The organism is Nitratireductor luteus (assembly GCF_026162365.1).
In the GTDB taxonomy this organism is placed as follows: domain Bacteria; phylum Pseudomonadota; class Alphaproteobacteria; order Rhizobiales; family Rhizobiaceae; genus Chelativorans; species Chelativorans luteus.
This window is the reverse complement of sequence record NZ_JAOANW010000006.1, coordinates 240445-264404: the sequence shown is the minus strand read 5'-3', so window position 1 is coordinate 264404 and position 23960 is coordinate 240445. Positions and strand designations below refer to the sequence as shown.

Annotated in this window: 23 protein-coding genes and 1 pseudogene; 8 read left to right on the top strand and 16 right to left on the bottom strand. The window is 63.9% G+C overall.

Features of this window, described 5'->3' with window-relative positions:
- Positions 1–169: 169 nt before the first annotated feature.
- The gene (locus N1058_RS10190; protein ID WP_265517399.1) at positions 170–718 is read right to left on the bottom strand and encodes a hypothetical protein; all 549 of its coding nucleotides are present in this window, start codon (positions 716–718) and stop codon (positions 170–172) included.
- Positions 719–1256: 538 nt separating this feature from the next.
- Here N1058_RS10190 and N1058_RS10185 point away from each other — a divergent pair.
- From N1058_RS10185 to N1058_RS10175, 3 genes are all read left to right on the top strand, one after another.
- On the top strand, positions 1257–2000 hold the full coding sequence (locus N1058_RS10185; RefSeq protein WP_265517398.1) for an amino acid ABC transporter substrate-binding protein: 744 nt from the start codon (positions 1257–1259) through the stop codon (positions 1998–2000).
- A gap of 140 nt (positions 2001–2140) precedes the next feature.
- Entirely contained in the window at positions 2141–2815 is a 675-nt protein-coding gene (locus tag N1058_RS10180; RefSeq protein ID WP_265517397.1) for an amino acid ABC transporter permease, read from the top strand.
- Positions 2812–3543: an amino acid ABC transporter ATP-binding protein gene (locus N1058_RS10175; protein WP_265517396.1), complete on the top strand. Its 732-nt coding sequence runs from the start codon at positions 2812–2814 to the stop codon at positions 3541–3543. The genes N1058_RS10180 and N1058_RS10175 overlap by 4 nt, the downstream gene beginning before the upstream one ends.
- A gap of 6 nt (positions 3544–3549) precedes the next feature.
- Here the strand turns inward: N1058_RS10175 and N1058_RS10170 are convergent.
- The 4 genes and pseudogenes from N1058_RS10170 to N1058_RS10155 form a co-directional block, all read right to left on the bottom strand.
- A pseudogene (locus N1058_RS10170) lies at positions 3550–4498 on the bottom strand (IS630 family transposase).
- Between the two features lie 177 nt (positions 4499–4675).
- Positions 4676–5761, bottom strand: a complete 1086-nt coding sequence (locus N1058_RS10165; RefSeq protein WP_265517395.1) for an ABC transporter substrate-binding protein — start codon at positions 5759–5761, stop codon at positions 4676–4678.
- Positions 5762–5769: 8 nt separating this feature from the next.
- Positions 5770–7194: a sensor histidine kinase gene (locus N1058_RS10160; protein ID WP_265517394.1), complete on the bottom strand. Its 1425-nt coding sequence runs from the start codon at positions 7192–7194 to the stop codon at positions 5770–5772.
- On the bottom strand, positions 7191–7862 hold the full coding sequence (locus tag N1058_RS10155; protein ID WP_265517393.1) for a response regulator transcription factor: 672 nt from the start codon (positions 7860–7862) through the stop codon (positions 7191–7193). Before N1058_RS10155 ends, N1058_RS10160 begins: the two co-directional genes overlap by 4 nt.
- Before the next feature lie 103 nt (positions 7863–7965).
- Here N1058_RS10155 and N1058_RS10150 point away from each other — a divergent pair, with 103 nt between their 5' ends.
- The 3 genes from N1058_RS10150 to N1058_RS10140 all read left to right on the top strand — a co-directional run bounded on the left by N1058_RS10150 (position 7966) and on the right by N1058_RS10140 (position 11266).
- Positions 7966–8949, top strand: coding sequence for a Bug family tripartite tricarboxylate transporter substrate binding protein (locus N1058_RS10150; protein ID WP_265517392.1), 984 nt, complete (start codon positions 7966–7968; stop codon positions 8947–8949).
- 251 nt (positions 8950–9200) lie between these two features.
- On the top strand, positions 9201–9632 hold the full coding sequence (locus tag N1058_RS10145) for a tripartite tricarboxylate transporter TctB family protein (RefSeq protein ID WP_265517391.1): 432 nt from the start codon (positions 9201–9203) through the stop codon (positions 9630–9632).
- 116 nt (positions 9633–9748) lie between these two features.
- Positions 9749–11266, top strand: a complete 1518-nt coding sequence (locus tag N1058_RS10140) for a tripartite tricarboxylate transporter permease (protein WP_265517390.1) — start codon at positions 9749–9751, stop codon at positions 11264–11266.
- 238 nt (positions 11267–11504) lie between these two features.
- Here N1058_RS10140 and N1058_RS10135 read toward each other — a convergent pair whose 3' ends face one another.
- The 11 genes from N1058_RS10135 to N1058_RS10085 form a co-directional block, all read right to left on the bottom strand.
- Positions 11505–12782, bottom strand: coding sequence for an L-fuconate dehydratase (locus N1058_RS10135; RefSeq protein WP_265517389.1), 1278 nt, complete (start codon positions 12780–12782; stop codon positions 11505–11507).
- A gap of 158 nt (positions 12783–12940) precedes the next feature.
- Complete coding sequence (locus N1058_RS10130; protein WP_265517388.1) at positions 12941–13786, bottom strand: fumarylacetoacetate hydrolase family protein; 846 nt, start codon at positions 13784–13786, stop codon at positions 12941–12943.
- Between the two features lie 22 nt (positions 13787–13808).
- Positions 13809–14537: an SDR family oxidoreductase gene (locus N1058_RS10125; protein WP_265517387.1), complete on the bottom strand. Its 729-nt coding sequence runs from the start codon at positions 14535–14537 to the stop codon at positions 13809–13811.
- 14 nt (positions 14538–14551) lie between these two features.
- Positions 14552–15004 (bottom strand): MaoC family dehydratase, encoded by a 453-nt coding sequence (locus N1058_RS10120; RefSeq protein WP_265517386.1) that lies wholly within the window; start codon positions 15002–15004, stop codon positions 14552–14554.
- Positions 15004–16074, bottom strand: a complete 1071-nt coding sequence (locus N1058_RS10115) for a Gfo/Idh/MocA family protein (RefSeq protein ID WP_274709221.1) — start codon at positions 16072–16074, stop codon at positions 15004–15006. The genes N1058_RS10120 and N1058_RS10115 overlap by 1 nt, the downstream gene beginning before the upstream one ends.
- A complete protein-coding gene (locus tag N1058_RS10110; RefSeq protein WP_265517385.1) occupies positions 16067–16396 on the bottom strand; it encodes an L-rhamnose mutarotase in 330 nt (109 codons plus the stop codon). Before N1058_RS10110 ends, N1058_RS10115 begins: the two co-directional genes overlap by 8 nt.
- Before the next feature lies 1 nt (position 16397).
- Positions 16398–17519 (bottom strand): mandelate racemase/muconate lactonizing enzyme family protein, encoded by a 1122-nt coding sequence (locus N1058_RS10105; RefSeq protein ID WP_265517384.1) that lies wholly within the window; start codon positions 17517–17519, stop codon positions 16398–16400.
- A 4-nt stretch (positions 17520–17523) separates the two neighbouring features.
- Positions 17524–18621 (bottom strand): ABC transporter ATP-binding protein, encoded by a 1098-nt coding sequence (locus N1058_RS10100; RefSeq protein ID WP_265517383.1) that lies wholly within the window; start codon positions 18619–18621, stop codon positions 17524–17526.
- Between the two features lie 6 nt (positions 18622–18627).
- On the bottom strand, positions 18628–19494 hold the full coding sequence (locus tag N1058_RS10095) for a carbohydrate ABC transporter permease (RefSeq protein ID WP_265517382.1): 867 nt from the start codon (positions 19492–19494) through the stop codon (positions 18628–18630).
- Between the two features lie 2 nt (positions 19495–19496).
- Positions 19497–20393: a carbohydrate ABC transporter permease gene (locus tag N1058_RS10090; RefSeq protein WP_265517381.1), complete on the bottom strand. Its 897-nt coding sequence runs from the start codon at positions 20391–20393 to the stop codon at positions 19497–19499.
- Between the two features lie 347 nt (positions 20394–20740).
- Positions 20741–22060 carry an ABC transporter substrate-binding protein gene (locus N1058_RS10085; protein WP_420847966.1) on the bottom strand — a complete coding sequence of 440 codons (1320 nt, stop codon included), beginning with the start codon at positions 22058–22060 and terminating at the stop codon, positions 20741–20743.
- Between the two features lie 184 nt (positions 22061–22244).
- Between N1058_RS10085 and N1058_RS10080 the strand changes: the two genes are divergently transcribed.
- Both N1058_RS10080 and N1058_RS10075 read left to right on the top strand, forming a co-directional pair.
- Positions 22245–23027 (top strand): IclR family transcriptional regulator, encoded by a 783-nt coding sequence (locus N1058_RS10080; RefSeq protein WP_265517380.1) that lies wholly within the window; start codon positions 22245–22247, stop codon positions 23025–23027.
- 72 nt (positions 23028–23099) lie between these two features.
- On the top strand, positions 23100–23939 hold the full coding sequence (locus N1058_RS10075) for an amidohydrolase family protein (RefSeq protein WP_265517379.1): 840 nt from the start codon (positions 23100–23102) through the stop codon (positions 23937–23939).
- Positions 23940–23960 lie beyond the last annotated feature (21 nt).

The following is a 23960-nucleotide window of genomic DNA, read 5'->3' as shown; positions in this document are numbered from 1 at the left end:
CCCCGCTTGTGACTTAAACTGAACTCGATACCCTCACTGGGGCCCGACCGTTGTCGCCGTTCTGACTGGCGGGGAAGGAATTCGGAAGTCCCGGCTCAGGAGATGCGAACGCGCTGCAAGGAAGGACGGCCGGCGCGGCGCAATATGCGGCCCGCGCCGACCGAAGGACTTATTCAACGGGTACCATCAGATGTTCGTAGGGTGTTCCCGCCCACATCACCCAGGGCTGCGACATGTCAGGTGTATCTCCGGGCTGTGGGTAGTCCGCCGGAATTTCCGGCAAGCTGAAGATCATGACGTGTGGCGGCTCCTGCGCCAGTTCCGCGCCTTCAGCCGGCTTGGCAAAGGGATCGACATTGCTCGGCGTAGCGCCGCCCGCCAGCATGTAGCCAAGCCCCACCTTGCCTTTTGGCGGTTCCGTCTTGTTCATCCAGGCCTCGGCCCACGCCATCGCATTCTGGTCAAGACACATCGGATTGTTGCCGGGGCCCGGGTCGTCCGCTATGCAGGTGAAGTTGTTGGTGCCTTCTTTCAGCGTTCGTATCTCGCCGTTTTCGCCGATCGCGATGACCGTCGCATTGCGCGCCACCGCCTCAGGTGCCGCAGACATTGCATTGTCGATCAGTTCCTCGTCACTCATGTCAGCCGCCAGAACTGCTGTAGACAGCCCAAGCCCGGCAAGGGCAGCGGCCATTGAGTACATTGACCACAGACGCATTTCATCCTCCCAAAACGAGCGTCGGTCGGGGCGAGCGCTGCCGTCTCGGTGCCGGTGCGCCCGCCGCGACAGAACGCACCAAAAAACCATTATACGCCTGGCCGAATACGGCGGCCATCTAGCCAATTGGCTATGGAGCCTTGCAGTCAGGTGGACTCGCCTGACGTTTGTATAAAATCGGCAAAGCAGGAAGATGGAGCATCCTTTGTGTTTCCGAATGGACCCACGGCGCTCCAGGCGGGCCCAGTGGAACCATCCAGTGTCACCCGTCGGGCAATGCCGCCAATGGCGACAAGCCGAAACCCGGACTTGAATGCCATCCGGCATTCGGGACCGTTAGCGGCCATTAAGTCCGCTGAAGCAGGAGAACAAGTCCACTCGGCAGCGCGTTAGAGTAGAATGAAAAGATTGCTGTTATCCCGGAAGCCAGAATGGAATTGCTTTTTCCGGTGACAAAGCACTTAAGCCATAGAAAACCGTTCCGGAATCCCTATTTTTTGCGCTCCTTGCGAAATCGTTTCGCGACATGGAGATTGAAATGCGCAAACTGGTTCTTGCCGCCGCCCTTCTGGCGGTATCCACCTCCGCTTCCCTTGCCGACACCATCAAGGTGGGCATGTCCGGCGGCTATTTCCCGTTCACGTTCGTCAAGCAGGACAAGCTGCAGGGCTTCGAAGTTGACTTCATCAATGCGCTTGCCGAAGAGACGGGCGACGACGTGGAATTCGTCACCATGAGCTTTTCAGGCCTCGTCGGCGCGCTGGAAGCCGGCCGCATCGACACCATCGCCAACCAGATCACCATCACGCCGGAGCGCGAGAAGAAGTTCGCATTCTCGCAGTCCTATGTGATCGACGGCGCCCAGGTGGTGGTCAAGCGCGGCAACGAGGACGAGATCCAGGGTCCGGAAGACCTGAAAGGCCGCACCGTCGCCGTCAATCTCGGCTCGAATTTCGAGCAACTCCTGCGCGAGCTTCCCTATGCGGACGAGATCGACATCAAGACCTATGAGAGCAATCTGGAGCAGGAGACGGCGCTCGGCCGGGTCGACGCCTTCGTCATGGATCGCGTGAGCGCGACGCAGGTGATCAAGGAAACGCCGCTGCCGCTGGCGCTGGCCGGCGAGCGCTTCTCGGAGATCCGCAACGCGCTGCCTTTCCGCGACGACGAGGAAGGCCGGGCGCTGCGCGACCGGCTCGATGCGGGCATCACCACGCTGAAGGAAAACGGCACGCTGTCTGAAATCTCGCAAAAGTGGTTCGGGGCGGATATTACGGAGTAGCAGAGGCGATTCCGGTCACCGAGGCCGGCGCCGCCCCCCACCCGTCTCCCACCCGTTGCGAGTAGAGGGTGAGGGCGGCGCCGGCGTTCGAACGGGATTTCGGATCGCGCAACCAGACCGCCAGGAAAGAGCCCAGGCCCGTGCGACCACTCGATCTCGACTACATGTTGGGGCTCGTCCCCGTTCTCTTGAAATACGTGCCGCTGACCCTGGCCATGGCGTCGGTCGCCATGGTGCTGGCCCTGGTTCTGGCTTCACTGATGGCCATCATCCGGGTCATGAAGGTGCCGGTGCTCGACGGGTTCACCCGTTTCTTCATCAGCTTCTTTCGCGGCACGCCGCTGCTGGTACAGCTCTTCCTGTTCTATTACGGCTTGCCGCAGGTCTTTTCCTTCCTCACCGCCATCAATGGTGTGACGGCGGCGGTGATGGGGCTGACGCTGCATTTCGCCGCGTACATGGCCGAGAGCATCCGCGCCGCCATCGTCGGCGTCGACCGCTCCCAGTGGGAGGCTTCCCTGTCGGTGGGCATGACGACGGCGCAGATGATGCGCCGCATCATCCTGCCGCAGGCCGCGCGCGTGGCCGCGCCCACGCTGGTCAATTACTTCGTCGACATGATCAAGAGCACCTCGCTCGCCTTCACGCTCGGCGTCACCGAGCTCATGGGCGCGACCCAGAAGGAAGCGGCAGGAAGCTTCCTCTATTTCGAGGCCTTCATCCTGGTCGCCCTTATCTACTGGGCCATCGTCGAAACGCTGACCGTCCTTCAGCGTCGTCTGGAAATCCGTCTTGGAAAGGCGCATGCCCGATGATCTCTGTTCGCGGACTGACAAAGCGCTACGGCGCCAACACCGTGCTCGACGGTATCGATCTCGACATCGGCGAAGGCGAGCGCGTTGCCGTCATCGGTTCTTCAGGCACCGGCAAGTCGACGCTGCTGCGCTGCCTGAATTTCCTGGAGAAACCGGACGAGGGCGACATTCGCATCGGCGACATATCCGTCGATGCCCGCACCGCCTCGGCGGCGGAACAGCGCCGTGTGCGCCGGCACACATCCTTCGTCTTCCAGAACTATGCGCTCTTCGCCAACAAGACCGCGCTCGAAAACATCGCCGAAGGCCTGATCACTGTGCGTGGCTGGCCAAAGGAGGAAGCCCACGCGCGCGCCCGCGACATCCTTTCCACCATCGGCCTCGCCGACAGGGGGGAGAGTTACCCGGCCGCTCTTTCCGGCGGTCAGCAGCAGCGTGTCGGCATCGGCCGCGCAATGGCGGCGGACGCCGAGCTGATGCTGATCGACGAGCCGACCTCGGCGCTCGATCCCGAATGGATCGACGAGGTTCTGCAACTTCTCAAGAAGATTGCCGACGCGCGCCAGACAATGCTGATCGTCACCCACGAGATGCAGTTCGCCCGCGACATCGCCGACCGCGTAATCTTCATGGACGGCGGCAGGATCATCGAGCAGGGCCCGCCCGCCCACATGTTCAAGGACCCCTCCGACCCGCGCACGAGAGCTTTCCTGCGCAAGGTGCTTTAGAGCGCATCAGGTTTTGACGGAAGCATATCCTGCATTGAGGATGTAGTTGGCGCATTCTTCCGGTGAGAACTGGTCGAGGATATCGCCGATTGTGCGCCAGAGGGTTTCGCGGGATCGGGCGGCGGCATCTCGCAGCCAGTGCTTGAGCTTGGCAAATGCCTGTTCGATGGGGTTCAGGTCAGGAGAACATGGCGGCAGGAACAGCAAATGAGCTCCGGCTGTGCGGATCGCTCTTCGCACGGCCTCGCCTTTATGGCTGCCGAGATTGTCCATCACGACGATATCCCCGGGTTTCAGCGTGGGCGCCAGCACCTTCTCGACATAGGTGCGGAAGATCTCGCCATTCACCGGCCCGTCAAACACCCATGGCGCGTCGATCCGGCGTGCCTCAGCGCCGCGATGAATGTGGATGTGTTCCAGTGTCCGAACGGGGCAGCTCCGGGTAGCCTGTCGCCTTTTGGTGCCCAGCCCCGCAGCGGCGCCATGTTGGTCTTTACCCAGGTTTCATCGATGAACACCAGCCGCGCCGGATCAACCCGGCCCTGATGGCGCATCCATCTGTCCCGGCGGCGCTTCACATCCGGGCGCTCGCGCTCGTTCGCGACCAGCGTCTTTTTTTGAAACTGAGCCCGCAGGCACGCAGGAACCGCCAGACCGTATCGTGGCTGACTTCCACACCGCGCTCGGCCAGCAACGCCTGCAGCCCTTTCACCGTCAACTCCGGGCGGCGCCGGACCTGATCAAGCAGCCAGTCCCGATGCGGCTCAAGCACCGGTTTGCGATGTCCGCCCATCTGGCCGGGGTTCACCGAGCGGGTTCGGGCCGCGCGCTGCGTCCATTTCACCACGCTTGATGGGGCCACCGAAAACCGCCCGCCAACCGCCCGGCAACTCTCTCCGGCCTGCATTGCAGCGACTGCACGCTCACGAAGATCATTCGAACAGGGCTTCGTCATCCATGCTGGCCTCCTTCACCAGTATGGATTCTGAATCACAGATACGGTCGAACCGGAATCCCAAATCGATTCAGAGAGAACCAGATATGCTCTAGTTCTACGGTTTCGTTTCACCGCCGCGCCCTTGCGTCCGTAGCGCAGGGCGCGGCGTGAAACGAAACTGTAATCCAGTACCCGCTACTCGCTTGCCGGCGATGCCGGCAGGGCGGCGCGCCATTGCCTGAGGAAGATTTCGCGCTTGGCGCGGTCGAGCCCCACCAGAAGGGCAGGGGACATGGCGATGGGCCGCAGCGTCTGGGGGTCGGCCCGGGGATCGGCACTGTCGTGACCCGTCAGGCGCGCGAGCTGGTCGGCGCCGTCCACCGGCGAGAGGAGGCGCATCTGGCGGGAGAGGATGTCGCGGCCGGCCGGCGACAGCATGAAGGATATGAAGCGCGCGGCCATTTCAGGTTGGCGCGCCTCCCGCGACACGAAGGCGGCCCGCGCCATGACCAGCGTGTAGTCCGACGGCAGGATGACGCCGAACCGGTCGTCGCGCTCGATGCGTTCCAGCGCATAGGAGCCCAGCACATTGTAGCCGACCAGCAGGCGGCCGTCGGCGACCCACTCCAGAATCTCCGCCGTGCAGCAGAACAATCGCGCCTCGTTGCGCCCCAGGCTCTCCACCAGCCGGCCCCAGGTGCTCGCCTGCAAGGCGTCCTGGAAGGCAAACAGATAGCCCACGCCCGAGCTTTCGATGTCGTAGGTGCCTATCCGGCCGACGAAATCCTCGCTGTCGCGCAGAAGGTCGATGAGCTCGAAGCGGCTTTGCGGCACCGGCCGGTCCCTGAACCATTCGCGGTTATAGACGGTCACGGCGGGCTCGAAGGTGAGGCCGAACAACTCGTTGCGCCAGCGTGCCCAGTCGGGCAGGGCTTCCGCCGCCGGCAGGTTCAGGGGCAGGGCGCAGCCGTCATTGACGAGCTTCAGCTGCTGGTCGATCGACGACGAGACGACGAGATCGGCGGCGAAGCGGCGTTCCGCGCAGGCTCTGTCGATATCGGCGTCGAGCTCGTTCGTGGTCAGTTCGCGATAGGCTATGGCGACCCCGGGATTGCGTTCCTGGAACGCCAGCAGCATGGGTTCGAACACGGCCAGATCCGTGGTGCTTTCGATCACCAGCGTCGCCGAAGCCGTGCCGGCGCGCGGTGGCAGCCGGGACATGGCGGCATTCGCCGGCGCAAGCGCCGTCAGCACAAAGGAAAGCGCTAGAAGCAGTCTCAAAGGGTCTCTCATGAATGGTCCATGGGGAATTGGAAGCCGATGGCGAAGCCGCCGCCTTCCGGCTTGTGGCGGATGATGCGCGCGCCATGCATGGCGGCGACCGAGGCGACGATGGAAAGCCCGAGGCCGGCACTTTCCGGGCTGATGCCGTCCGAGGTGAAGCGCTCGCCAATGCGGGCGGCGGCCTCCTCCGACATGCCGCTGCCCCTGTCGGTCACGACGATCTGCGCCTCGGCATCGCCCTGGCGGGCAACGCGCAGCGTCACCGGCGGACGGCCGTGTCTGATCGCGTTGTTGATCAGGTTCTTGACGGCCTCGCGCAGGCTGACGGGATCGCCTTCTATCCAGATCTCCTCGTCCGGCAGCTCGACCAGAACAGCCTCGTCGGCCACGGCGCGCGTTTCGCGCTCCGCCTCCAGCGCCACCCGCCGCAGATCGATCCTCTCCATGGTGGCGGTGTCGGCGCGGTGGGCGATCAAGGCATGGCTCAGAAGCTGGTCGGCGAGACGACCGAGGCCGACGCTGCGCGCATAGAGCCTCCTGTGCAGTCGCTCCAGCCGGGCGGGGTCCTTTTCCTCCAGCGCCAGTTGCGCCTGGGCGCGCAGCGCGGTGATCGGCGTGCGGATCTGGTGGGCGGCATCGGCGACGAAGTTCTGCATGGCCTCGATGCGCTTGTCGAGACGGCCCATGAAGCGGTTGATCGCCTGGAGCAGGATCGCGATTTCCTGCGGCGCCGGCACGTCGATGGGCGACAGGTCGTTCGCCTCGCGCATCAGCATCGCCCGCTCGACGCGCGCCAGCGGGCGCAGCGCGATCCGCAGCACGATGAGGGCCAGGAACAGCAGCAGTACGCCGGCGGCGGCGATGATGAGGACGGCGCGGGTGGCGATGCTCGTGGCCAGCGCGCTGCGCTCGCCGGTCGTCTGCGCCACCAGGATCATCACCTCGCCGCTGATCGAGCGCTCGGCGAGCTGGCGGGTGAGCATGACCGCACGCACCGGCGTGCCCTTGTAGCGCGCGTCATAGATGACCGCGCCGGCGCCGCGGCTTTGCCGGGCGGGCCGGGGCAGGTCGTCATAGCCCGTCAGCGTGCGCCCGTCTGGGCCGATGACCCGGTAGAAGACCCGGTCGTTCCGCGCCAGCGACAACAGCTCGAAGGCGGAGACCGGCAGGTCCACCTGGGTCTGCCCGTCCGCCACCGATATGCGCTCGGCGATCTGCAGGGCCGCCCCGCGCAGCAGCCTGTCGAAGGTCTCGTCGCTCGCCGCCTGGCCGAATTGGTTGGCCGCAAGGATCGTCGCAGTGACGACGGCGATCAGGATCAGCACCATGGCAAGGCCGAGCCGGAAGGCGATCGACTGGCTCTTGGCCGACGAGACAGGCCTCGCGTGGCCGGGTGCGGTCCCAGACCCGATCCCACCAAACCCGATCATGGCGTCCTCTTGACGGCCTGATAGCCGAGGCCGCGGAGCGTCTTGATTTCAAGGTCCGCACCTTCCAGCTTGCGCCGTAGCCGTGCCACATAGACCTCCACTGCATTGAGGCCGGCTTCACCGGTCAGGCCGTAGAGCCGCGAGTAAAGGTCATCCTTGTCGAGAACCCGGTTGAGGCCGCCGGCAAAGGCCTCGAGCAGGATGAATTCGCGCCGCGTCAGCTCGATGTCGCGGTCGCCGATCCGCACCGTGCGTGCGGCGAAGTTGCATTTCAGGTTGCCGATCTCGACGATAGTGTCCGCCGCGCCGTACTGCCGGCGGCTGACCGCCCGAGCGCGCGCTTCGAGCTCGCGCAGGTCGAAAGGCTTGACCAGATAATCGTCGGCGCCGAAGTCGAGCGCGTCGATCTTGTCGTCCACATGCATGCGCGCCGTCAGCACCAGCACCGGCACCATGTTCTTTTCCGCCCGCAGATGCTTGAGGAAATCAAGGCCAGAGCCGTCGGGCAGGTTGAGGTCGAGAATGATCAGGTCGAACGGGTCGAGGCCGGCGAAATGCGCCGCATCCTCGCGCGTTGCGGCATGCTCGCACACATGGCCTTGCTTCTGGAAATGGGCGAGGATGGCTTCCGCCACGTCCTCCGTATCCTCGACCACCAGGATGCGCACGAAAATCGTCTCCCCGATCTGACAGCTTAATGACAGCTTGCCGACTTATCTTCGGCGAACCTTCGCACGAAACACGTGCGGCAGGAATATGGGAGGATATCCAATGAGAAAGCTCGCTGCAGCAGGCGCTGCAACCCTTTTCGCCGCTATTGCCTTCACCGGCCAGGCCTTTTCCTTCGAGCCGAAGCAGACCGAATGCGTCGCGCCGGCCAATGCCGGCGGCGGTTGGGACTTCACCTGCCGCCAGGTCGGCAAGGCGCTTTATGATCTGAAGATCGTGCCCGGCCCCGTGCAGGTGACCAATCTTGCCGGCGGCGGCGGCGGCGTCGCCTTCGCCGAGGTCGTCGCCAAGCGCAACACCAACAACGATCTCATCGTCGCCGCATCCTCGGCCACTACCACCAGGCTTGCCCAGGGTGCGTTTCCCGGTGCGAACCAGGATCAGGTGCGCTGGATCGGCACCGTCGGCGCCGATTACGGCGTGATCGCCGTATCCAAGGATTCGCCGATCAACACGCTGCCGGAACTGTTCGAGAAGGTGAAGGCCGATCCGAAATCGGTTTCCTTCGCCGGTGGTTCGGCGGTCGGCGGCTGGGATCACCTCAAGGTGCTCATCGCCGCCAAGGAAGCCGGCATCGATGATGCGCGCACGATCAAATATGTCGCCTTCGAGGGCGGCGGCGAGGCCGTTACCCAGCTTCTGGGCGGCCATGTGCAGGCCTTCACGGGCGACATTTCAGAGACCAAGGGCTTCGTCGATTCGGGCGATCTCAAGGTGCTCGCCGTGCTTTCCGAAGAGCGTCTGCCTGGTGAATTCGCCGACTTCCCCACCGCCCGGGAACAGGGGATCGATGCCGTCGGCGCCAACTGGCGCGGTTTCTATGCCCCCGGCGGCATGAGCGACGAGGCCTATGATTTCTGGGTCAACGCCGTCAAGACGACCTATGAGAGCGACGAGTGGAAACAGATCATGGCCACCAACGGCCTGATGCCGCTCGCAAGGTTCGGCGATGAGTTCGACGCCTTCATCGCCAAGCAGGTCGCCGACACGGAAGCGCTCAGCCGCGAGATCGGCATCCTGCAGTAGCGTTCGCCATGGTGTGGAATGGGTGAGGCGGTCCACGCCGCGCCCTTTCGCACCCCCCTCTGTCCTGCCGGACATCTCCCCCTCAAGGGGGGGAGATTGGCTGTCACCACCGGTTTCGCCAATCTCTCGAAGACGAAGCGAAACGTCAATGAAGGGATGATCTCCCCCCTTGAGGGGGAGATGCCCGGCAGGGCAGAGGGGGGCAACGCAGGACGCGACTGTACCAAACCAGAAAAACAGGAGAGGAAGCGATGAGCGACCGTATTCTCGGCGGCACATGCCTGGTGCTGGCGCTGCTGTACATCTATTTCGCGACCCAGATCAGGGTCGGCTTCATTTCCGATCCGATGGGACCGAAGGCCTTCCCGATCGCCATCGGCGTGGTGCTGGCACTGGGCTCGCTCTACACACTGCTGCGTCCAGACCCCGAGCCGGTCTGGCCGAAGCTCGGACGCTTGGGCGAGATCGTCTTCGCGGTCGTCGTCATGGTGGCCTACACCTACGCGTTGCCCGAGTTCGGCTTCATTATCTCGACGACCTTCGCCGCCGGCTTCCTGAGTTGGCGCCTCGGCGCAACACCGTTCGCCGCCGCCATTGCCGGCGTCGGCATCGCGCTCGGCATCTTCGTGGTCTTCCGCCTCATCCTGAAACTGTCGCTGGCGATCGGCCCGTGGGGCTTCTAGAGCAATTCCAGGAAAAGTGGAAACCGGTTTTCCGTCCGGAATTGCGTAAAAACAAATAGTTAGACCAGTTCAACGTTTCACGGAAGCGTTGAACTGGTCTAAGCAGGAGACTCGATATGGACGTTCTCGCAAGCCTTGCCGACGGCTTCGCTGTCGCGCTCACCTGGCAGAATCTCGGGCTGGCCCTTATCGGCTGCTTTCTGGGCACCATCATCGGCGCGCTGCCGGGGCTTGGGCCCTCCAATGGCGTGGCGATCCTCATTCCGCTCGCTTTCACGCTCGGCCTGCCGGCCACGCCGGCGCTGATCCTTCTGACTTCGGTCTATTACGGCGCCATGTATGGCGGGCGTATCTCCTCGATCCTGCTCAACATACCGGGCGATGAGCCGGCGCTGATGACCACGCTCGACGGCTACCCTATGACGCAGCAGGGCAAGGCCGGCGAGGCGCTGGCGCTGTCGGGCATCGCTTCCTTCGTCGGTGCCTTCTTCGCCACCTGGGGCCTTGTGTTCCTGGCACCGCAGCTCGTCAAGGTCGCGCTCTTGTTCGGCCCGGCCGAATATTTCGCGCTCTTTACCTTGGCATTTGCGACACTTGGGGGCATTGCCGCGCGCAATCAGGCGAAGGCGGTCATCGCGGCCGCCCTGGGTCTCGGCATTGCGATGGTCGGCGTCGATCATCAGACCGGCGTGCCGCGGCTGACCTTCGGCGAGATCCATCTTTACGAAGGCATCCACTTCCTGATCGCCATTGTCGGCTTGTTCGCCATCTCCGAGGTACTGCTGTTTCTCGAACACGCCAAGGGTGAGGCGCCGGAGGCTTCGGCCACCAAGCTCAACCGCATCACGGCGCCGCTCTCGATGCTCAAGAAGACGGCGGGCGCCATGGGACGCAGCACCATTGTCGGCTTTATTGCCGGCGTCCTGCCGGGGGCGGGCGCTTCGCTGGGCTCCTTCGTGTCCTACACGATGGAGAAGCGCATAAGCGACAAGGATGGCACTTTCGGCAAGGGCGATCCGCGCGGCGTGGCGGCGCCCGAGGCCGGCAATAACGCGGCCGCTGGCGGCGCGCTGGTGCCCATGCTGGCGCTGGGCGTACCCGGTTCCGGCACGACCGCCGTGCTTCTGGCCATGCTGATGGCGCTCAACATCACCCCCGGCCCGCTGCTCTTCACGCAGCAGCCGGATGTCGTGTGGGGCCTCATCGCCGCGCTGTTCATCGGCAACATCATGCTGCTCCTGCTCAACGTGCCGATGGTCGGTATCTTTGTGCGGGTGCTGCAGGTGCCGACGAAATATCTCATGCCGGCCGTGGCGATGATCGCCTTCGTAGGCATATACGGCCTGTCGGGCTCGACCTTCGACCTCCTGGTGATGATCGGCTTCGGCGTGGGAGGCTATGTCCTGCGCAAGCTCGACGTGCCGCTGGTGCCGGTTATCCTCGGCATCCTGCTCGGCAATGAGATGGAAAAGAACATGCGCCGCGCGCTGACGATCTCGGACGGCGAATATTCGATCCTGTGGGGTTCGCCCATCGCCATCACGATCTGGGTACTTGCCATCGTCGGCTTCGTCGCCCCGGTCCTCATCGGCCGCTTCCTGCGGCCGAAGAAGGATGTAACGGTTTCGCCTTGATCCAATAGTCACGTTTCCGCCGCGCCCCTTCGCACCCCCCTCTGCCCTGCCGGGCATCTCCCCCTCAAGGGGGGAGATTGGCTGTCATGGCCGGTTTCGCCAACCTCGAAGAAGAAGTAAAACGTCGATGAAGAGATGATCTCCCCCCTTGAGGGGGAGATGCCCGGCAGGGCAGAGGGGGGTGACAAGGGGCGCGGCGGTAAATCACAACTCAGTGCCAACACCAAGCCCGATAAACCTACCCACCCACCCGATACGCCTTTATCGAAGCCGGCTTCATCTGAATGGAAAAGCCCGGCAGGCGGGGCGGCATATAGGCCGCGTTCCGGGTGATGCAGGGGTCGAGGAAATGTTCGTGCAGGTGATCGACATACTCGATCACGCGGCCTTCCTTCGTGCCCGAGACCGCCACATAGTCGATCATCGACAGGTGCTGCACATATTCGCACAGGCCGACGCCGCCCGCATGCGGCCAGACCGGCAGGTCGTATTTCGCCGCCATCAGCAGCACGGCCAGCACCTCGTTCAGCCCGCCCATGCGGCAGGAATCGATCTGCACCACGTCGATGGCGCCCTCGGCGATGAACTGCTTGAACATGATGCGGTTCTGGCACATCTCGCCTGTCGCCACCTTCATCGGCGCGACCGCCTGGCGGATCTTCCGGTGGCCGGCCACATCGTCCGGACTGGTCGGCTCCTCGATGAAGAGAGGATTGGCGAAGGCCAGTTCCTTCAGCCATGAAACGGCCTGGTCGACCTCCCACACCTGATTGGCGTCGATCATCAGATGGCGATCGGGGCCGAGCACCTCGCGGGCAATCGCCAGCCGCCGCTTGTCGTCTTCCAGGTCGCGCCCGACCTTCAGCTTCACATGATCGAAACCGGCATCCACGGCTTCCTGGCAGAGCCGGCGCAGCTTGTCGTCGGGATAGCCCAGCCAGCCGGCGGACGTCGTGTAGCAGGTATAGCCCTCGTTCTCTAGAATGGCCAAGCGTTCGGCCTTGCCGGGCTCCGCGCGCTTGAGTATTTCAAGCGCCTCCTCCGGCGTGATGGCGTCGGTGAGATAGCGGAAGTCGACGATGGAGACGATCTCTTCGGGCGTCATCTCCGCCACCAGCCGCCACACCGGCTTGCCCGCTTCCTTGGCCCATAGATCCCAGACGGCGTTGACGACCGCGCCGGTGGCCAGATGCATGGCGCCCTTGTCGGGGCCGATCCAGCGCAACTGGCTGTCGCTCGTCACATGCCGCCAGAAGCGGCCGGGATCTTCCTTGATCCAGTCGAGATCGAGGCCCACGACCAGATGGCGCATGGCCTCGATTGCCGCGCAGCAGATATCGTTGCCGCGCCCGATGGTGAAGGTCAGCCCATGCCCTTCCAGCCCCGCCATGTCCGTTTCGAGGACGACATAGGCGGCGGAATAATCGGGATCCGGATTCATCGCATCCGAGCCGTCGAGCGACTGGGACGTGGGAAACCGCAGATCGTGGGTTTTCAGGTCGGTTATGCGGGTCACGGGCTGTCTCTGTCTATGGCATCGGCTTTCGCAAAGCGCGATGCGTTGGTTCAATGCGCAGTTCGCAGTTGCGATTTGCCGCCGCGCTCTGCGCCCCCCTCTGTCCGGCAGGGCAGAGGGGGGTGTGAAGGCCGCAGCGGTCAATCGCAACTGTAGAGCTACTTATCCGCGACGCAGGTCTGCTTCTGGACGCCTAGCCCCTCGATGCCGAGTTCGACCACGTCGCCGGGCTTCAGATAGCGCGGCGGCTTCTGACCCATGCCGACGCCGGGCGGCGTGCCGGTGGAGATGATGTCGCCCGGCTGCAGGGACATGAAGCGCGACAGATAGGAAACCAGATGCGCCACGCCGTAGACCATGGTGCCGGTGGTGCCGTCCTGCATGGTCTCGCCATTGACCTTCAGCCACATGGGCAGGTTCTGCGGGTCGGCCACTTCGTCCTTCGTCACCAGCCAGGGGCCGGTCGGGCCGAACGTGTCGGCGGACTTGCCCTTGGTCCACTGGCCCTGATGCTCGATCTGGAAGGCACGCTCGGAAACGTCATGCACCGTGCAATAGCCGGCTACGTAGTCCAGCGCCTCTTCCTCGCTCACATATTTGGCTGTCTTGCCGATGACGACGCCAAGCTCCACTTCCCAGTCCGTCTTTTCCGAACCGCGCGGGATGACGAGGTCGTCGTTCGGTCCGCAGATGGCGGACGTGGCCTTCATGAAAATGACCGGTTCCGGCGGCACGGCCAGGCCGGATTCCTCCGCATGGTCGGCATAGTTGAGGCCGATGCAGACGAATTTTCCAGTGCCGGTGACGCAGGGGCCAAGGCGCGGATTACCTTCCACCAGCGGCAGCGCGGCCGCGTCCAGCGAGGAGAGAGCGACAAGGCTTTCGGGAGCAATGGCGGCTCCCGCCACATCGTCGATCTTGCCGGAGAGATCGCGGATATTGCCGTCGGCATCGATCAGACCGGGCTTTTCCGCGCCCGGCGCGCCATAGCGAACTAGCTTCATGATTTGTATCCCTTACAAGGTTTCAGATGGTCCAGCCGCCGTCGATGGCATAGGCTTGGCCGGTCGTGTAGGTGGCGCCGGCGAGATAGACCGCAAGGTCGGCGATCTCCTCCGCCGTGCCTAGGCGGCCGATGGGCTGGCGGGCGATGAAGGCCTTGCGCGCGGCATCATAGTCGCCGGTCTCCCTGAGGCGGTCCTGCAGGGAAGGGCTGTCCACCGTCCCGGGGCAGATGGCGTTGCAGCGGATGCCCTGGCCGACATAGTCGGCGGCGACCGCCTTGGTCAGGCCCAGCACCGCGGCCTTGGTCGTTCCGTAAGCGAAACGGTTCGGCACGCCCTTCATGCTGGAGGCGACGGATGACATGTTGATGATCGCCCCGTCGCCGCGCTCCAGCATGCCGGGGAGCACGGCGCGGATGGTGCGTATCATCGCCTTCACGTTGAGGTCGAAGGCGAATTCCAGATCGCTGTCCTTCATTTCGAGGATCGAGCCGCCATGCACCACGCCGGCGCAGTTGAACAGCACGTCGACCGCGCCGATCTCGGCGACCAGCTTCCTCACCGCGTCATTGTCGAGCACGTCCAGCCTCGCCGTCGTGACATTCGTCTCGCCGTCGAGCTCGGCCAGCACCTTCTCGTTCACGTCCGTGGCGATCACTCTTGCCCCAGTGCGCGCGAAGGCGAGCGCGCTTGCCCGGCCGATGCCTTGCGCGGCGGCGGTGATCAGTACGGTTTTGTTCTCAAGGTTCATGGAAAGCCCCTATCTCATGCCGTCTTGTTGCGACGTTCGACGATGTAAAGGTGATCGGCGGCGAGCACCACCTCGTCCTTCTGGTTCAGCACCTCGCAGCGCTCCACGACCCGGCCCATGTCGGGGCGCTTGGGGTCGTCGCGCTTTTCCACGATCGTGGTGCGGGTGCGGATCGTGTCGCCGATGAAGACCGGCTTGACGAAGCGCAGCCGGTCGTAGCCGTAGGAGAACGAGACCGGGTTGATGACATTCGCCGTCAGCCCGATGCCGATGGCGAAGACCATCGTGCCGTGGGCGATGCGCCCGCCGAACTCGGACTTCTTCATGAACTCCGCATCCATGTGATGCGGGAAGAAATCGCCCGTATGGCCGGCATGCACCACGAAATCGGTCTCGGTGATCGTGCGGCCGAAGCTCGTGCGCCCGGAGCCGATCTCGTAGTCTTCGAAATAGGTGGTGATTTCCATCAGGGCCTCCGTGGCAGGGGTGTGGCCGGCGCGGCGCTGGAGCGATAGGCGGCCTCGACCAGCGCCATCGTGTTCCAGGCATCCTCGACGGAGCTGACCAGCGCATCGTCCTCGCCGCCGGCAAAGCGCTGGAGATTGGCCATGCGGCCGGCAAAGGCATCGGGAAACCAGGTGCCTTCCAGCGGCACGTTCACCCAGTCCGCGCCGCCGGCGGGACGGATCTCCAGAATATCGGGCTCGCCGCGCGGATAATCGAGATTGACGCCGAGCTTGAGATAGGCCGCGCCCTTCGTGCCGCAGATGCGAAACTCGCAGGCCTGGTACTTGCGTCCGAAATCATGATCGTGATTGACCGACAGCGCGCAGCGCACCTTGTCGCCATAGTCGAGGATCGCGCTGGTGCGGGTCTGCGCCACGTCATGGTTCGGGTGGCCGAGCGTCTTTGCGTGAACGCCCTGCGGATCGCCCAGGATCTGGCGGATCAGGTCGAGATAATGGATCGAATGCATGGCGATCTCGATGCGCGGCAGGCCCTTGAGGAAAGGCCAGAGCTGCCAGGGCGTTGCGAGCGCCAGCCAGGCGTCGAAGTCGACGACCTCGCCCAGATGGCCCTTGGCGATGGCGTCCTTCAGGGCCAGCATCATGGGCGCGAAGCGGAGCTGGAAGTTGACCGCCGCCACCAGCTTCTTTTGGCGGCAAAGGGCGAGGATATGCGTCGCCTCGTTAAGGTCGCTGCCCATCGGCTTCTGGATCAGCGCCGCCGCTCCGTCGGGCAGGGCGGACAGAACTTCGGCATGGCGCGAGGGCGGCGTGGCAAGGTCGAACACGGCGCCTTCGACCGCCGCCGCTTCCTCGATATTGCCGAACGCCCTCACGTCCCATTTGGCGGCTAGCGTCTCCGCCTTCTCCCGGTCCGGGTCGTAGAGGCCGGCGATGGGAAACCCGGCCTTGCGGTAGGCCGGAAAATGCGCGTCGCCGACGATGGACCCGGCGCCGAAGGTGACGATCGGGCGCGGCTTGGAAGGCAGGGGCCAGGATTGGGTGAGGCTTGAAGGGTCGAACTCAATCATGATGGAAAACCTCCTCCATCATGGCCCACCACTCGCCTTTGCCCCGCGTTTCGAGCGGCTCCTGGCAGGGCATGCAGACATCCCACCATTTCTGCGTGGCGGGATCGGCCGCCATCTTCGCCGCGTCGGCGGCGAAATCGGTGCCGTGATATTCCCAGTAGCCGAACAAGAGGTTCTCCGGCTCCTTCAGGAAGATCGAATAGTTGCGGATGTTGCAGGCCGAGATCATGGCAAGAACGTCCGGCCACACTTTCGCGTGCAGGCGCTTGTATTCCTCGACCTTTTCGGGCTTCAGGCCGATGACCATTCCCATGCGCTGCATGTCATCCTCCCCTGGCGGTTATCTCGGTCGTGACGTCGGCGATGCTGCGCGCCTTCAGCGCGTCGAAGTCCCAGTCGATGCCCAGCCCCGGCTCGGACGGCGCGACCGCGTAGCCGTCCTCGACCTTCATGCGGCTGCCGGTGATGTCGTCGAGCTGCGGAATATACTCCACATACTTCCCGTTCGGCACCGCGCAGACGAGGCTGACGTGAAGCTCCATCAGGAAATGCGGGCAGACGGGGATGTCGAAGGCTTCGGCCATGTGCGCAACCTTCAGCCACGGCGTGATGCCGCCGATGCGCCCCACATCCACCTGCACGATGGAGCACGCGCCCTTCTGCATATATTCGCGGAAATGGCGGATCGAATAAAGCGATTCGCCGATGGCGACCGGCGTCGAAGTCGAACGGCTGAGGCGCACATGCCCGTCTATGTCGTCGGCCGGCAGCGGCTCCTCAATCCAGGCGAGATCGAGCGGGCGCAGGCGCGCCGCGCGGCGGATCGCCTCGTCCACGGTGAAACCCTGATTGCAGTCGGTCATGATCTCGTAGTCGTCGCCGACCGCCTTGCGCACCGCTTCCAGCCGGCGGAAATCCTCGGCGCCGGACGGCTTGCCGATCTTCACCTTGGAGCCGGTGAAGCCCTTCGCCCTGGCGTCCAGCGCATCCTCGACCAGCGCCTCGGCCTCGATATGCAGCCAGCCGCCCTCGGTGGTGTAGAGCGGCGCCCGGTCCCTGGCGCCGCCGGCCAGCTTCCACAGCGGCAGGCCCTGCTTCTTTGCCCGCAGGTCCCAAAGCGCCGTGTCCACGGCGGCAAGCGCGATGGCCGTGATGGCGCCGATGGTGGTGGCATGGGTGGCGAATTCCAGCTCGTGCCAGATCGCCTCGATGCGGTCGGCATCGCGGCCGATCAGGCGGGGCGCCAGATGATCGGCCAGAAGCCGCATCACCGAGGAGCCGCCCGTGCCTATCGTGTAGGAATATCCGAGGCCCGTCGCCCCGTCCGCATCGGTGACGACGACGATGGGCGTTTCCTGGCTGATAAAGCTCTGGATGGCGTCGGTGCGCTTGACCTTCGGCACCAGGTCGACCATCCGCAGCTCGACTTTCTCGATGCGCGCCATGGCTCTAGCTCCTCAGGCTCTTGCCTGTGCCGGCCTCAAACAGATGCGCCTGCGACAGGTCGAAGGAGAGATTGACGGTATCGCCCCGCTTCATCTGGCGGGGGTTGAGCATGCGGGAAACCCATTCCATCCCGTCGAAATTGACGAAGACCAGCGTCTCGTTGCCCAGCGGTTCGGTGATGGAGACGGTGCGCTCCATCTCGTGCACCTCGTGGGCCTCGCCCGAATGGATGCCATGCCCGGTGGGATAAAGGTCGTCGGGGCGCAGGCCGAAGACCACTTCCTGCCCGACCGCCACCTTCTCGCGGAACCGGGCGGGGATGGGCAGCGTGTCGCCGCCCCTGAACATCAGCTTGCCGTCGCTGACGACGGCCTCGCGCAGATTCATGGGCGGGGAGCCGATGAAGCCGGCAACGAACAGCGTGGCCGGGCGGTGAAACACGTCCTCGGGCGTTCCCACTTGCTCGATATGGCCGTCGCGCATGATGACGATGCGGTCGGCCAGCGTCATCGCCTCCACCTGGTCGTGGGTCACGTAGATGACCGTCGACTGCACCTTGGCGTGCAGCTTCTTGATCTCGGTGCGCATCTGCGTGCGCAGCTTGGCGTCGAGGTTCGACAGCGGCTCGTCGAACAGGAAGACCTCCGGGTTGCGCACGATGGCGCGGCCCATCGCCACCCGCTGGCGCTGCCCGCCCGAAAGCTGCGAGGGTCGCCGTTCCAGGAGGGCTTCCAGGCTGAGCGTCTTTGCCGCCTCGGCCACGCGCGTTTCGATTTCGGCCTTGTCCTTGCCGGCGATCTTCAGCGAGAAGCCCATATTCTCCGCCACCGTCATGTGCGGGTAGAGCGCATAGGACTGGAACACCATGGAGATGTTGCGGGCGCGCGGCGGCAGGTCGTTGACGATGTGGCCGCCGATGCGGATGTCGCCGCCCGAAATGTCCTCCAGCCCCGCGATCATGCGCAGCGTGGTGGACTTGCCGCAGCCCGACGGGCCGACAAGGGCGATGAATTCGCGGTCGGCGACATCGAGGTCGATGCCGTGCACCACCTGGGTCGCGCCGTAGCGCTTTACGAGCTTGCTTAGGGAAACGGGTGCCATATGATTTTATCCTTTCACCGCGCCGGAGGTGAGGCCCGATACGAGGTGCTTCTGGACGATGAAGGTGAGGGTCAGCGCCGGGATGATCATCACCACAGCCAGCGCGCACATGCCGCGCCAGTCGATGGTGAACTCGGCCGTGTAATCGAGGAGGCCGACCGGCAATGTCTTCGAGTTCACCGAGCGGGTGAGCTGCGAGGCGAGCGCGAATTCGTTCCACGAGATGAGGAAGGCGAAGATGCCGGCCGAGGCGATGCCGGGGCGGGCCAGCGGAAACTCGACCTGCCAGAAGGCCTGCCAGCGCGTGCAGCCGTCGATCTGTGCGGCTTCCGCCAGGTCCTTCGGCACCTGGCGGAAGAAGCCGTCGATCAGCCACACGGTAAAGGGCACGTTGAGCGCGACATAGGCCATGATCAGCCCGAAATGCGTGTCGATGATGCCGAGCTTCGCATAGACGTAGAAGAGCGGAAGCGACAGGGCGATGCCGGGCACGGTCCGCGTCAGCATGAAGCCCAGGAAGATCGAGGATTTGAAGGCAAAGCGGTAGCGCGCGAACGCGTAGCCGCCGGCCATGCCGATGGCGAGCGCGATCACCGTCGAGGTGACGGAGATGACGAGCGAATTGCGGAAATACTCGATCACCGGAATGCCGCCCTGGCCGACGCCCGAGAACATAGCGATATAGGCGTCGAAGGAAAGGTTTCTCGGAATCCAGACTGGCGGCTTGGCCATGATCTCGACCGTCGGGCGCAGCGAGGACAATACGATCCAAAGGCCCGGCAGGCAGATGATCGCCATGGCGATGAACAGGCCAAAAAGATGGGCCGCTTTGAGAAAGCCGCGCTTGACGCGGTGTGTGGCGTTCTTGTCCATCTCTACCACTCCGCCCCGATCTGGCTGCGCGCCTGCGCCAGTTTGCGGAAGAAGATGACCGTGAACACGATCGACAGGAAGATCGCGAAATAGGCCATCGCGTTGGCCAGTCCCATGCGTGCGTCGGAATAGCCGGTGCGGGCGATCAGCGTCCACAGGATCTCGGTGCGCTTGGCCGGTCCGCCATCGGTCATGATCTTCACGATGTCATAGGCGCGGGCGATGTCTAGAGAGCGGATGGTCATGGCGATGAAGGCAAAAGGCATGATGAAGGGCCAGGTGACGTAGCGGAAGGTCTGCCACGGCGTGCAGCCGTCGACGCGGGCGGCCTCCATCGGCTCCTTCGGCATGGCCATCAGCCCGGACAGGATGAAGATCGCGAAGACGGAGGTCGAGGACCAGACTTCGGCCGTCAGAATCGCGATGAAGGCGAGCGTGCCGTCGATCAGCCAGGGGATCGCCCGGTCGGTCAGCCCCAGCGACTGCAGCGCGTTGTTGATGAGGCCGATATTGTCGTTGAACATGAACTTGAACTGGAAGCCCACGAGGATGGGCGAGAACATCATCGGAAACATCATGACGGTGCGTAAGGCTCGCTGGCCCCGCGTGGCCTTTTCCACCAGCATGGCGAGCCCCAGCCCGAGGATCATTTCCAGATTGAGCGCGACGGTCAGGAGCAGGACCGTGCGGCCGAAAGCCACCCAGAAGTCCCAGTCGGCCAGAAGCCGCTCGTAATTGCGGAACCCGATGAAGATCCAGATGGAATCGGGCCGTGTCAGCCTGAAGGGCGTGAAGCTGGAATAGAGCGAAAGCAGCAGCGGCACGACGACAACGGCGGCCAGTACGATGAAGGTCGGCAAGAGGAGCAGGAAGGGCGCCGGTAGTCGCCAGCTTTTCATGGGATGCTTCGCCTCAAGTTCGTTCTCCAGTTGCGTTCCACGCCGCGCCCTTCACACCCCCTCTGTCCTGCCGGACATCTCCCCCTCAAGGGGGGAGATCATTTCTTCATCGATGTTTCGCTTCGTCTTCTAGAGTTTGGCGAAACCGTTCATGATAGCCAATCTCCCCCCTTGAGGGGGAGATGCCCGGCAGGGCAGAGGGGGGTACCGCAGGGCGCGGCGTCAAACGCATCTGTAGGATCAGGGTCTGTCGACACTCACGGTTTCAGAAAAGGCGGCGCGCCTTTCGGCGCGCCGGAGTTGGCCGTCATGCGAGGAAGGATCTTGAGCCCTCCCCCGTTGGGAGCTTATAGTTCGCCCGCATCCTCGAGGATTTCCGTCGCCTTCTGGGCAGCCTCGTCGAGCGCCTGCTGAGATGTCTTGTCGCCGAGAATGGCGGCTTGCAGCTCAGGATAGACGGCATTCGAGATCTCGATCCATGAAGCCGTCTGCGGTACCGGGAACGCATGCTCGGCCGCCTGCTGGAATGCGGTGAGCACTTCCTGGCGGTAGGCATCGCCTTCGGCCTCGGCAACCACCCATTCCCAGACCGCGGTGCGAGTGGGCAGCGGGCCGGCGGAGGCTTCCAGCTTCTGGCTGTCCTCGTTGGTCAGCCACCAGACCAGCGACGCGGCGGCTTCCTTGTCGCCGCAGCTTTCGGTAACCGAGAAGCCGTGATGGCCGGACCAGCCGGTGCGCTTGCCCGAAGATCCCTTCGGCTGCACTTTCACGCCGACATTGCCGGCGACCTTGGAGGAAGCCGGATCGTTGAAGAACGCGGCCCAGCCCGGCCAGTCGAGATTGAGCGCGACGGTGCCGGAGGCAAAGCCCTGACCAAGATCGTCCCACAGATAGTTGGTGGTGCCGGCCGGAACGGCCCTGGCCTTGTAGAGGTCGACGAACCAGTCGAGCGCGCGCACGCCGGCTTCCGAGTTGAAGGCGGGCTCGCCATCGGCGTTCAGATATTCGCCGCCTTCGGCGACGAGCATTTCATAGAAGCGGCCATTGATGGCTTCTTCCTTGCCGGCATATTGCGTGCCGTAGAAATCCGGCGGGTTGGCGAAGAACTTGGCCTGGTCGGCGACCTGTTCCCATGTCTCGGGCGGCGCCAGGTCGTAGCCGTACTGCTCCTTGAACTCGGCCGCCTTGGCCTCGTCCTCGTAAAGGCTCTTCTGATAATAGAGCGCCGAAACGTCGAACTGCGCGCGCGGCAGCATCACCAGCTTGCCGCCGAGCGTGGAGGCGGCGATATTGGCCGGAACGAAAGCCTCGATCTCCTCGCTGGGAAGCAGCGCGGAAAGATCGGCGTAGATGCCCGGATATTGTGGCGCGAAGGAGGAGTGGTTGGAGCCCACGCACCAGCTTATCGTGCCGGTTGCGATGTCGGACTTGATCTCCTTGTCGAGCTCGAAATGGTTCTTCTTGGAGACGACGTTGACCTTGGCCCCGGTCGCCTGCTCCCATTCGGCGATGCGCGCGTAGAGCGCCTCGTATTGCTGGCCGCCGATGAGCTTGGCGTCGATCGTGACGCCGTCGAATTTACCGGGCAGTTCCTGCGCCATTGCCGAGCCCGCGCCGATTGCCAGCGCGATTACGCCGGCGGACGCGCCGGTGACGAAACGTTTCATGGATTTCCTCCCAAACAACAGACGCATCCATCCGAATTTCGTCGGAAGCGTCGACAGGCGTCGCTCTGCAAAGACGAGAGCTTAATTCATATACAAACATTCCATTCATGGGGCGTCAAGCGCAATGTCGTTGCTTTGCGCCGCCGTTTCCGTATATGAAGCCGAAAATTTACTGGAGAAAGCCGTGACCGGTGAAGACAGCGAACGCTACCGCGCGCCCGCCCTGGACAAGGGTCTCGACATTCTCGAATTGCTGGCCGGCGTCGATGGCGGGCTGACCCAGGCCGAGATCGCCAAGAAGCTCGAGCGCAGCCCCAACGAGTTCTACCGCATGCTGGACCGGCTGGTGCGGCGCGGATACGTGACGCGCATCGACGGCGACCGCTATGCGCTGACATTGAAACTGTTCGGTCTCGCCCAGCTGCACGCTCCCGTGCGCCGCCTCGTCTCCTATGCCACGCCGCTGATGCGCGAGCTTGCGGAGATGACGCGCCAGGCGAATCAGCTCGCCGTCTTCGACCGTGGTTTTGCAGTCGTCATCGCCCAGCAGGAGGCGCCGGGCTATTGGGGCATATCGATCCGCGTCGGCTCGCATATCGGCCTGTTCGACACCGGGTCGGGCCATATTCTGCTGGCGTTCCGCTCGCCCGAGGAGCGCGAGATGATGATCACCGAGAACGCGCGCAGCAACGAGAAGCCGGAACTTTCGCCGGAGTTCTTCGACCGGCTGGATCAGATACGCGATCGCGGCTATGAATTGATGCCGAGTGCCCAGACCGCGGGGGTGTTCAACCTGTCGGCCCCGGTGCTAGGTCCCGATGGCAAGTCCATCGCGGCGCTGACCGTGCCCTACATCGCACTGGTGGGGCCGCAGGCCGGCCCCGACATCTCCGGCACCATGCAACTGGTGCTGAAGACCGCCGGGAAACTTTCGGAGCTGGCCGGTGCGGGAATGCGCCACATATGAGTTCTGTCCGAGGCGGTCGTCTTGAGCCGGTCGCCCCCATCCGAGAAATCCCCGGGGAGGGGAGAATAGACGATGTTCATCGACACGCATCTGCATGTCATCGACAAGGCTGCGCTGGACTATCCCTGGCTCGGCGGCGCGGCGGCGCTGAACCGCGACTTCCTCTATGAGAGCTATGAGCGCGAGGCCCGGCGCGTCGGCATCGAGGCTGCCCTGCATATGGAGGTGGATGTCGCCCCCGCCCTGATCGAGCGCGAGACCGACTATGTCGCGGGCCTTGCCGCCCGCGAAGGCAGCCTCATCGTCGGCGCCATCTCGTCCGCCCGGCCGGAGGAAGAAGGCTTTGCCGCGCTTGTCGAGCGTCAGCAGGAAAACCCGCTGGTGAAGGGATTCCGGCGCGTGCTGCATGTGATGCCGGATGAGCTCTCCGAAGCCCCCTTGTTCCGCGAGAACATCAAGCGCCTTTCCGGCACCCGCTTCACCTTCGACCTCTGCGTGCTGCCGCACCAGATCCCCCGCGCCGTCGAGCTCATCGACCTGGCTCCAGACGTGCAGTTCATCCTCGACCATTGCGGCGTGCCCGACATAAAGGGCGAGGCGATGGAGCCGTGGCGCAGCCATATGCGCGAGATCGCAAAGCGCCCCAATGTGGTGGGCAAGATTTCCGGCGTGATCGCCTATGCGGATGCGGAGACGTGGACGCTCGACACGCTGCGGCCCTATGTCGAGCACACCGCCGAATGCTTCGGCTTCGACCGCCTCGTCTGGGGCAGCGACTGGCCCGTCTGCACGCTCGGCGGCGGCCTGTCGCCCTGGGCGGCGGCGACCCAGGCGCTGTTCGGCGGCTGCACCGCCCGCGAGCGCGCCAAGGTCTATCGCGAGAACGCCAAGCGGATCTGGGGTCTGGGCTGAGGGCGGAGAAACGGTCCGAAA

What these genes read in the sequence shown, in the direction of transcription:
- N1058_RS10190 (WP_265517399.1), bottom strand. Translation starts at nt 718, where the DNA reads ATGCGTCTGTGGTCAATGTACTCAATGGCCGCTGCCCTTGCCGGGCTT.
- N1058_RS10185 (WP_265517398.1), top strand. Translation starts at nt 1,257, where the DNA reads ATGCGCAAACTGGTTCTTGCCGCCGCCCTTCTGGCGGTATCCACCTCC.
- N1058_RS10175 (WP_265517396.1), top strand. Translation starts at nt 2,812, where the DNA reads ATGATCTCTGTTCGCGGACTGACAAAGCGCTACGGCGCCAACACCGTG.
- N1058_RS10160 (WP_265517394.1), bottom strand. Translation starts at nt 7,194, where the DNA reads ATGATCGGGTTTGGTGGGATCGGGTCTGGGACCGCACCCGGCCACGCG.
- N1058_RS10150 (WP_265517392.1), top strand. Translation starts at nt 7,966, where the DNA reads ATGAGAAAGCTCGCTGCAGCAGGCGCTGCAACCCTTTTCGCCGCTATT.
- N1058_RS10145 (WP_265517391.1), top strand. Translation starts at nt 9,201, where the DNA reads ATGAGCGACCGTATTCTCGGCGGCACATGCCTGGTGCTGGCGCTGCTG.
- N1058_RS10140 (WP_265517390.1), top strand. Translation starts at nt 9,749, where the DNA reads ATGGACGTTCTCGCAAGCCTTGCCGACGGCTTCGCTGTCGCGCTCACC.
- N1058_RS10130 (WP_265517388.1), bottom strand. Translation starts at nt 13,786, where the DNA reads ATGAAGCTAGTTCGCTATGGCGCGCCGGGCGCGGAAAAGCCCGGTCTG.
- N1058_RS10125 (WP_265517387.1), bottom strand. Translation starts at nt 14,537, where the DNA reads ATGAACCTTGAGAACAAAACCGTACTGATCACCGCCGCCGCGCAAGGC.
- N1058_RS10120 (WP_265517386.1), bottom strand. Translation starts at nt 15,004, where the DNA reads ATGGAAATCACCACCTATTTCGAAGACTACGAGATCGGCTCCGGGCGC.
- N1058_RS10115 (WP_274709221.1), bottom strand. Translation starts at nt 16,074, where the DNA reads ATGATTGAGTTCGACCCTTCAAGCCTCACCCAATCCTGGCCCCTGCCT.
- N1058_RS10110 (WP_265517385.1), bottom strand. Translation starts at nt 16,396, where the DNA reads ATGCAGCGCATGGGAATGGTCATCGGCCTGAAGCCCGAAAAGGTCGAG.
- N1058_RS10105 (WP_265517384.1), bottom strand. Translation starts at nt 17,519, where the DNA reads ATGGCGCGCATCGAGAAAGTCGAGCTGCGGATGGTCGACCTGGTGCCG.
- N1058_RS10100 (WP_265517383.1), bottom strand. Translation starts at nt 18,621, where the DNA reads ATGGCACCCGTTTCCCTAAGCAAGCTCGTAAAGCGCTACGGCGCGACC.
- N1058_RS10095 (WP_265517382.1), bottom strand. Translation starts at nt 19,494, where the DNA reads ATGGACAAGAACGCCACACACCGCGTCAAGCGCGGCTTTCTCAAAGCG.
- N1058_RS10090 (WP_265517381.1), bottom strand. Translation starts at nt 20,393, where the DNA reads ATGAAAAGCTGGCGACTACCGGCGCCCTTCCTGCTCCTCTTGCCGACC.
- N1058_RS10085 (WP_420847966.1), bottom strand. Translation starts at nt 22,060, where the DNA reads ATGAAACGTTTCGTCACCGGCGCGTCCGCCGGCGTAATCGCGCTGGCA.
- N1058_RS10075 (WP_265517379.1), top strand. Translation starts at nt 23,100, where the DNA reads ATGTTCATCGACACGCATCTGCATGTCATCGACAAGGCTGCGCTGGAC.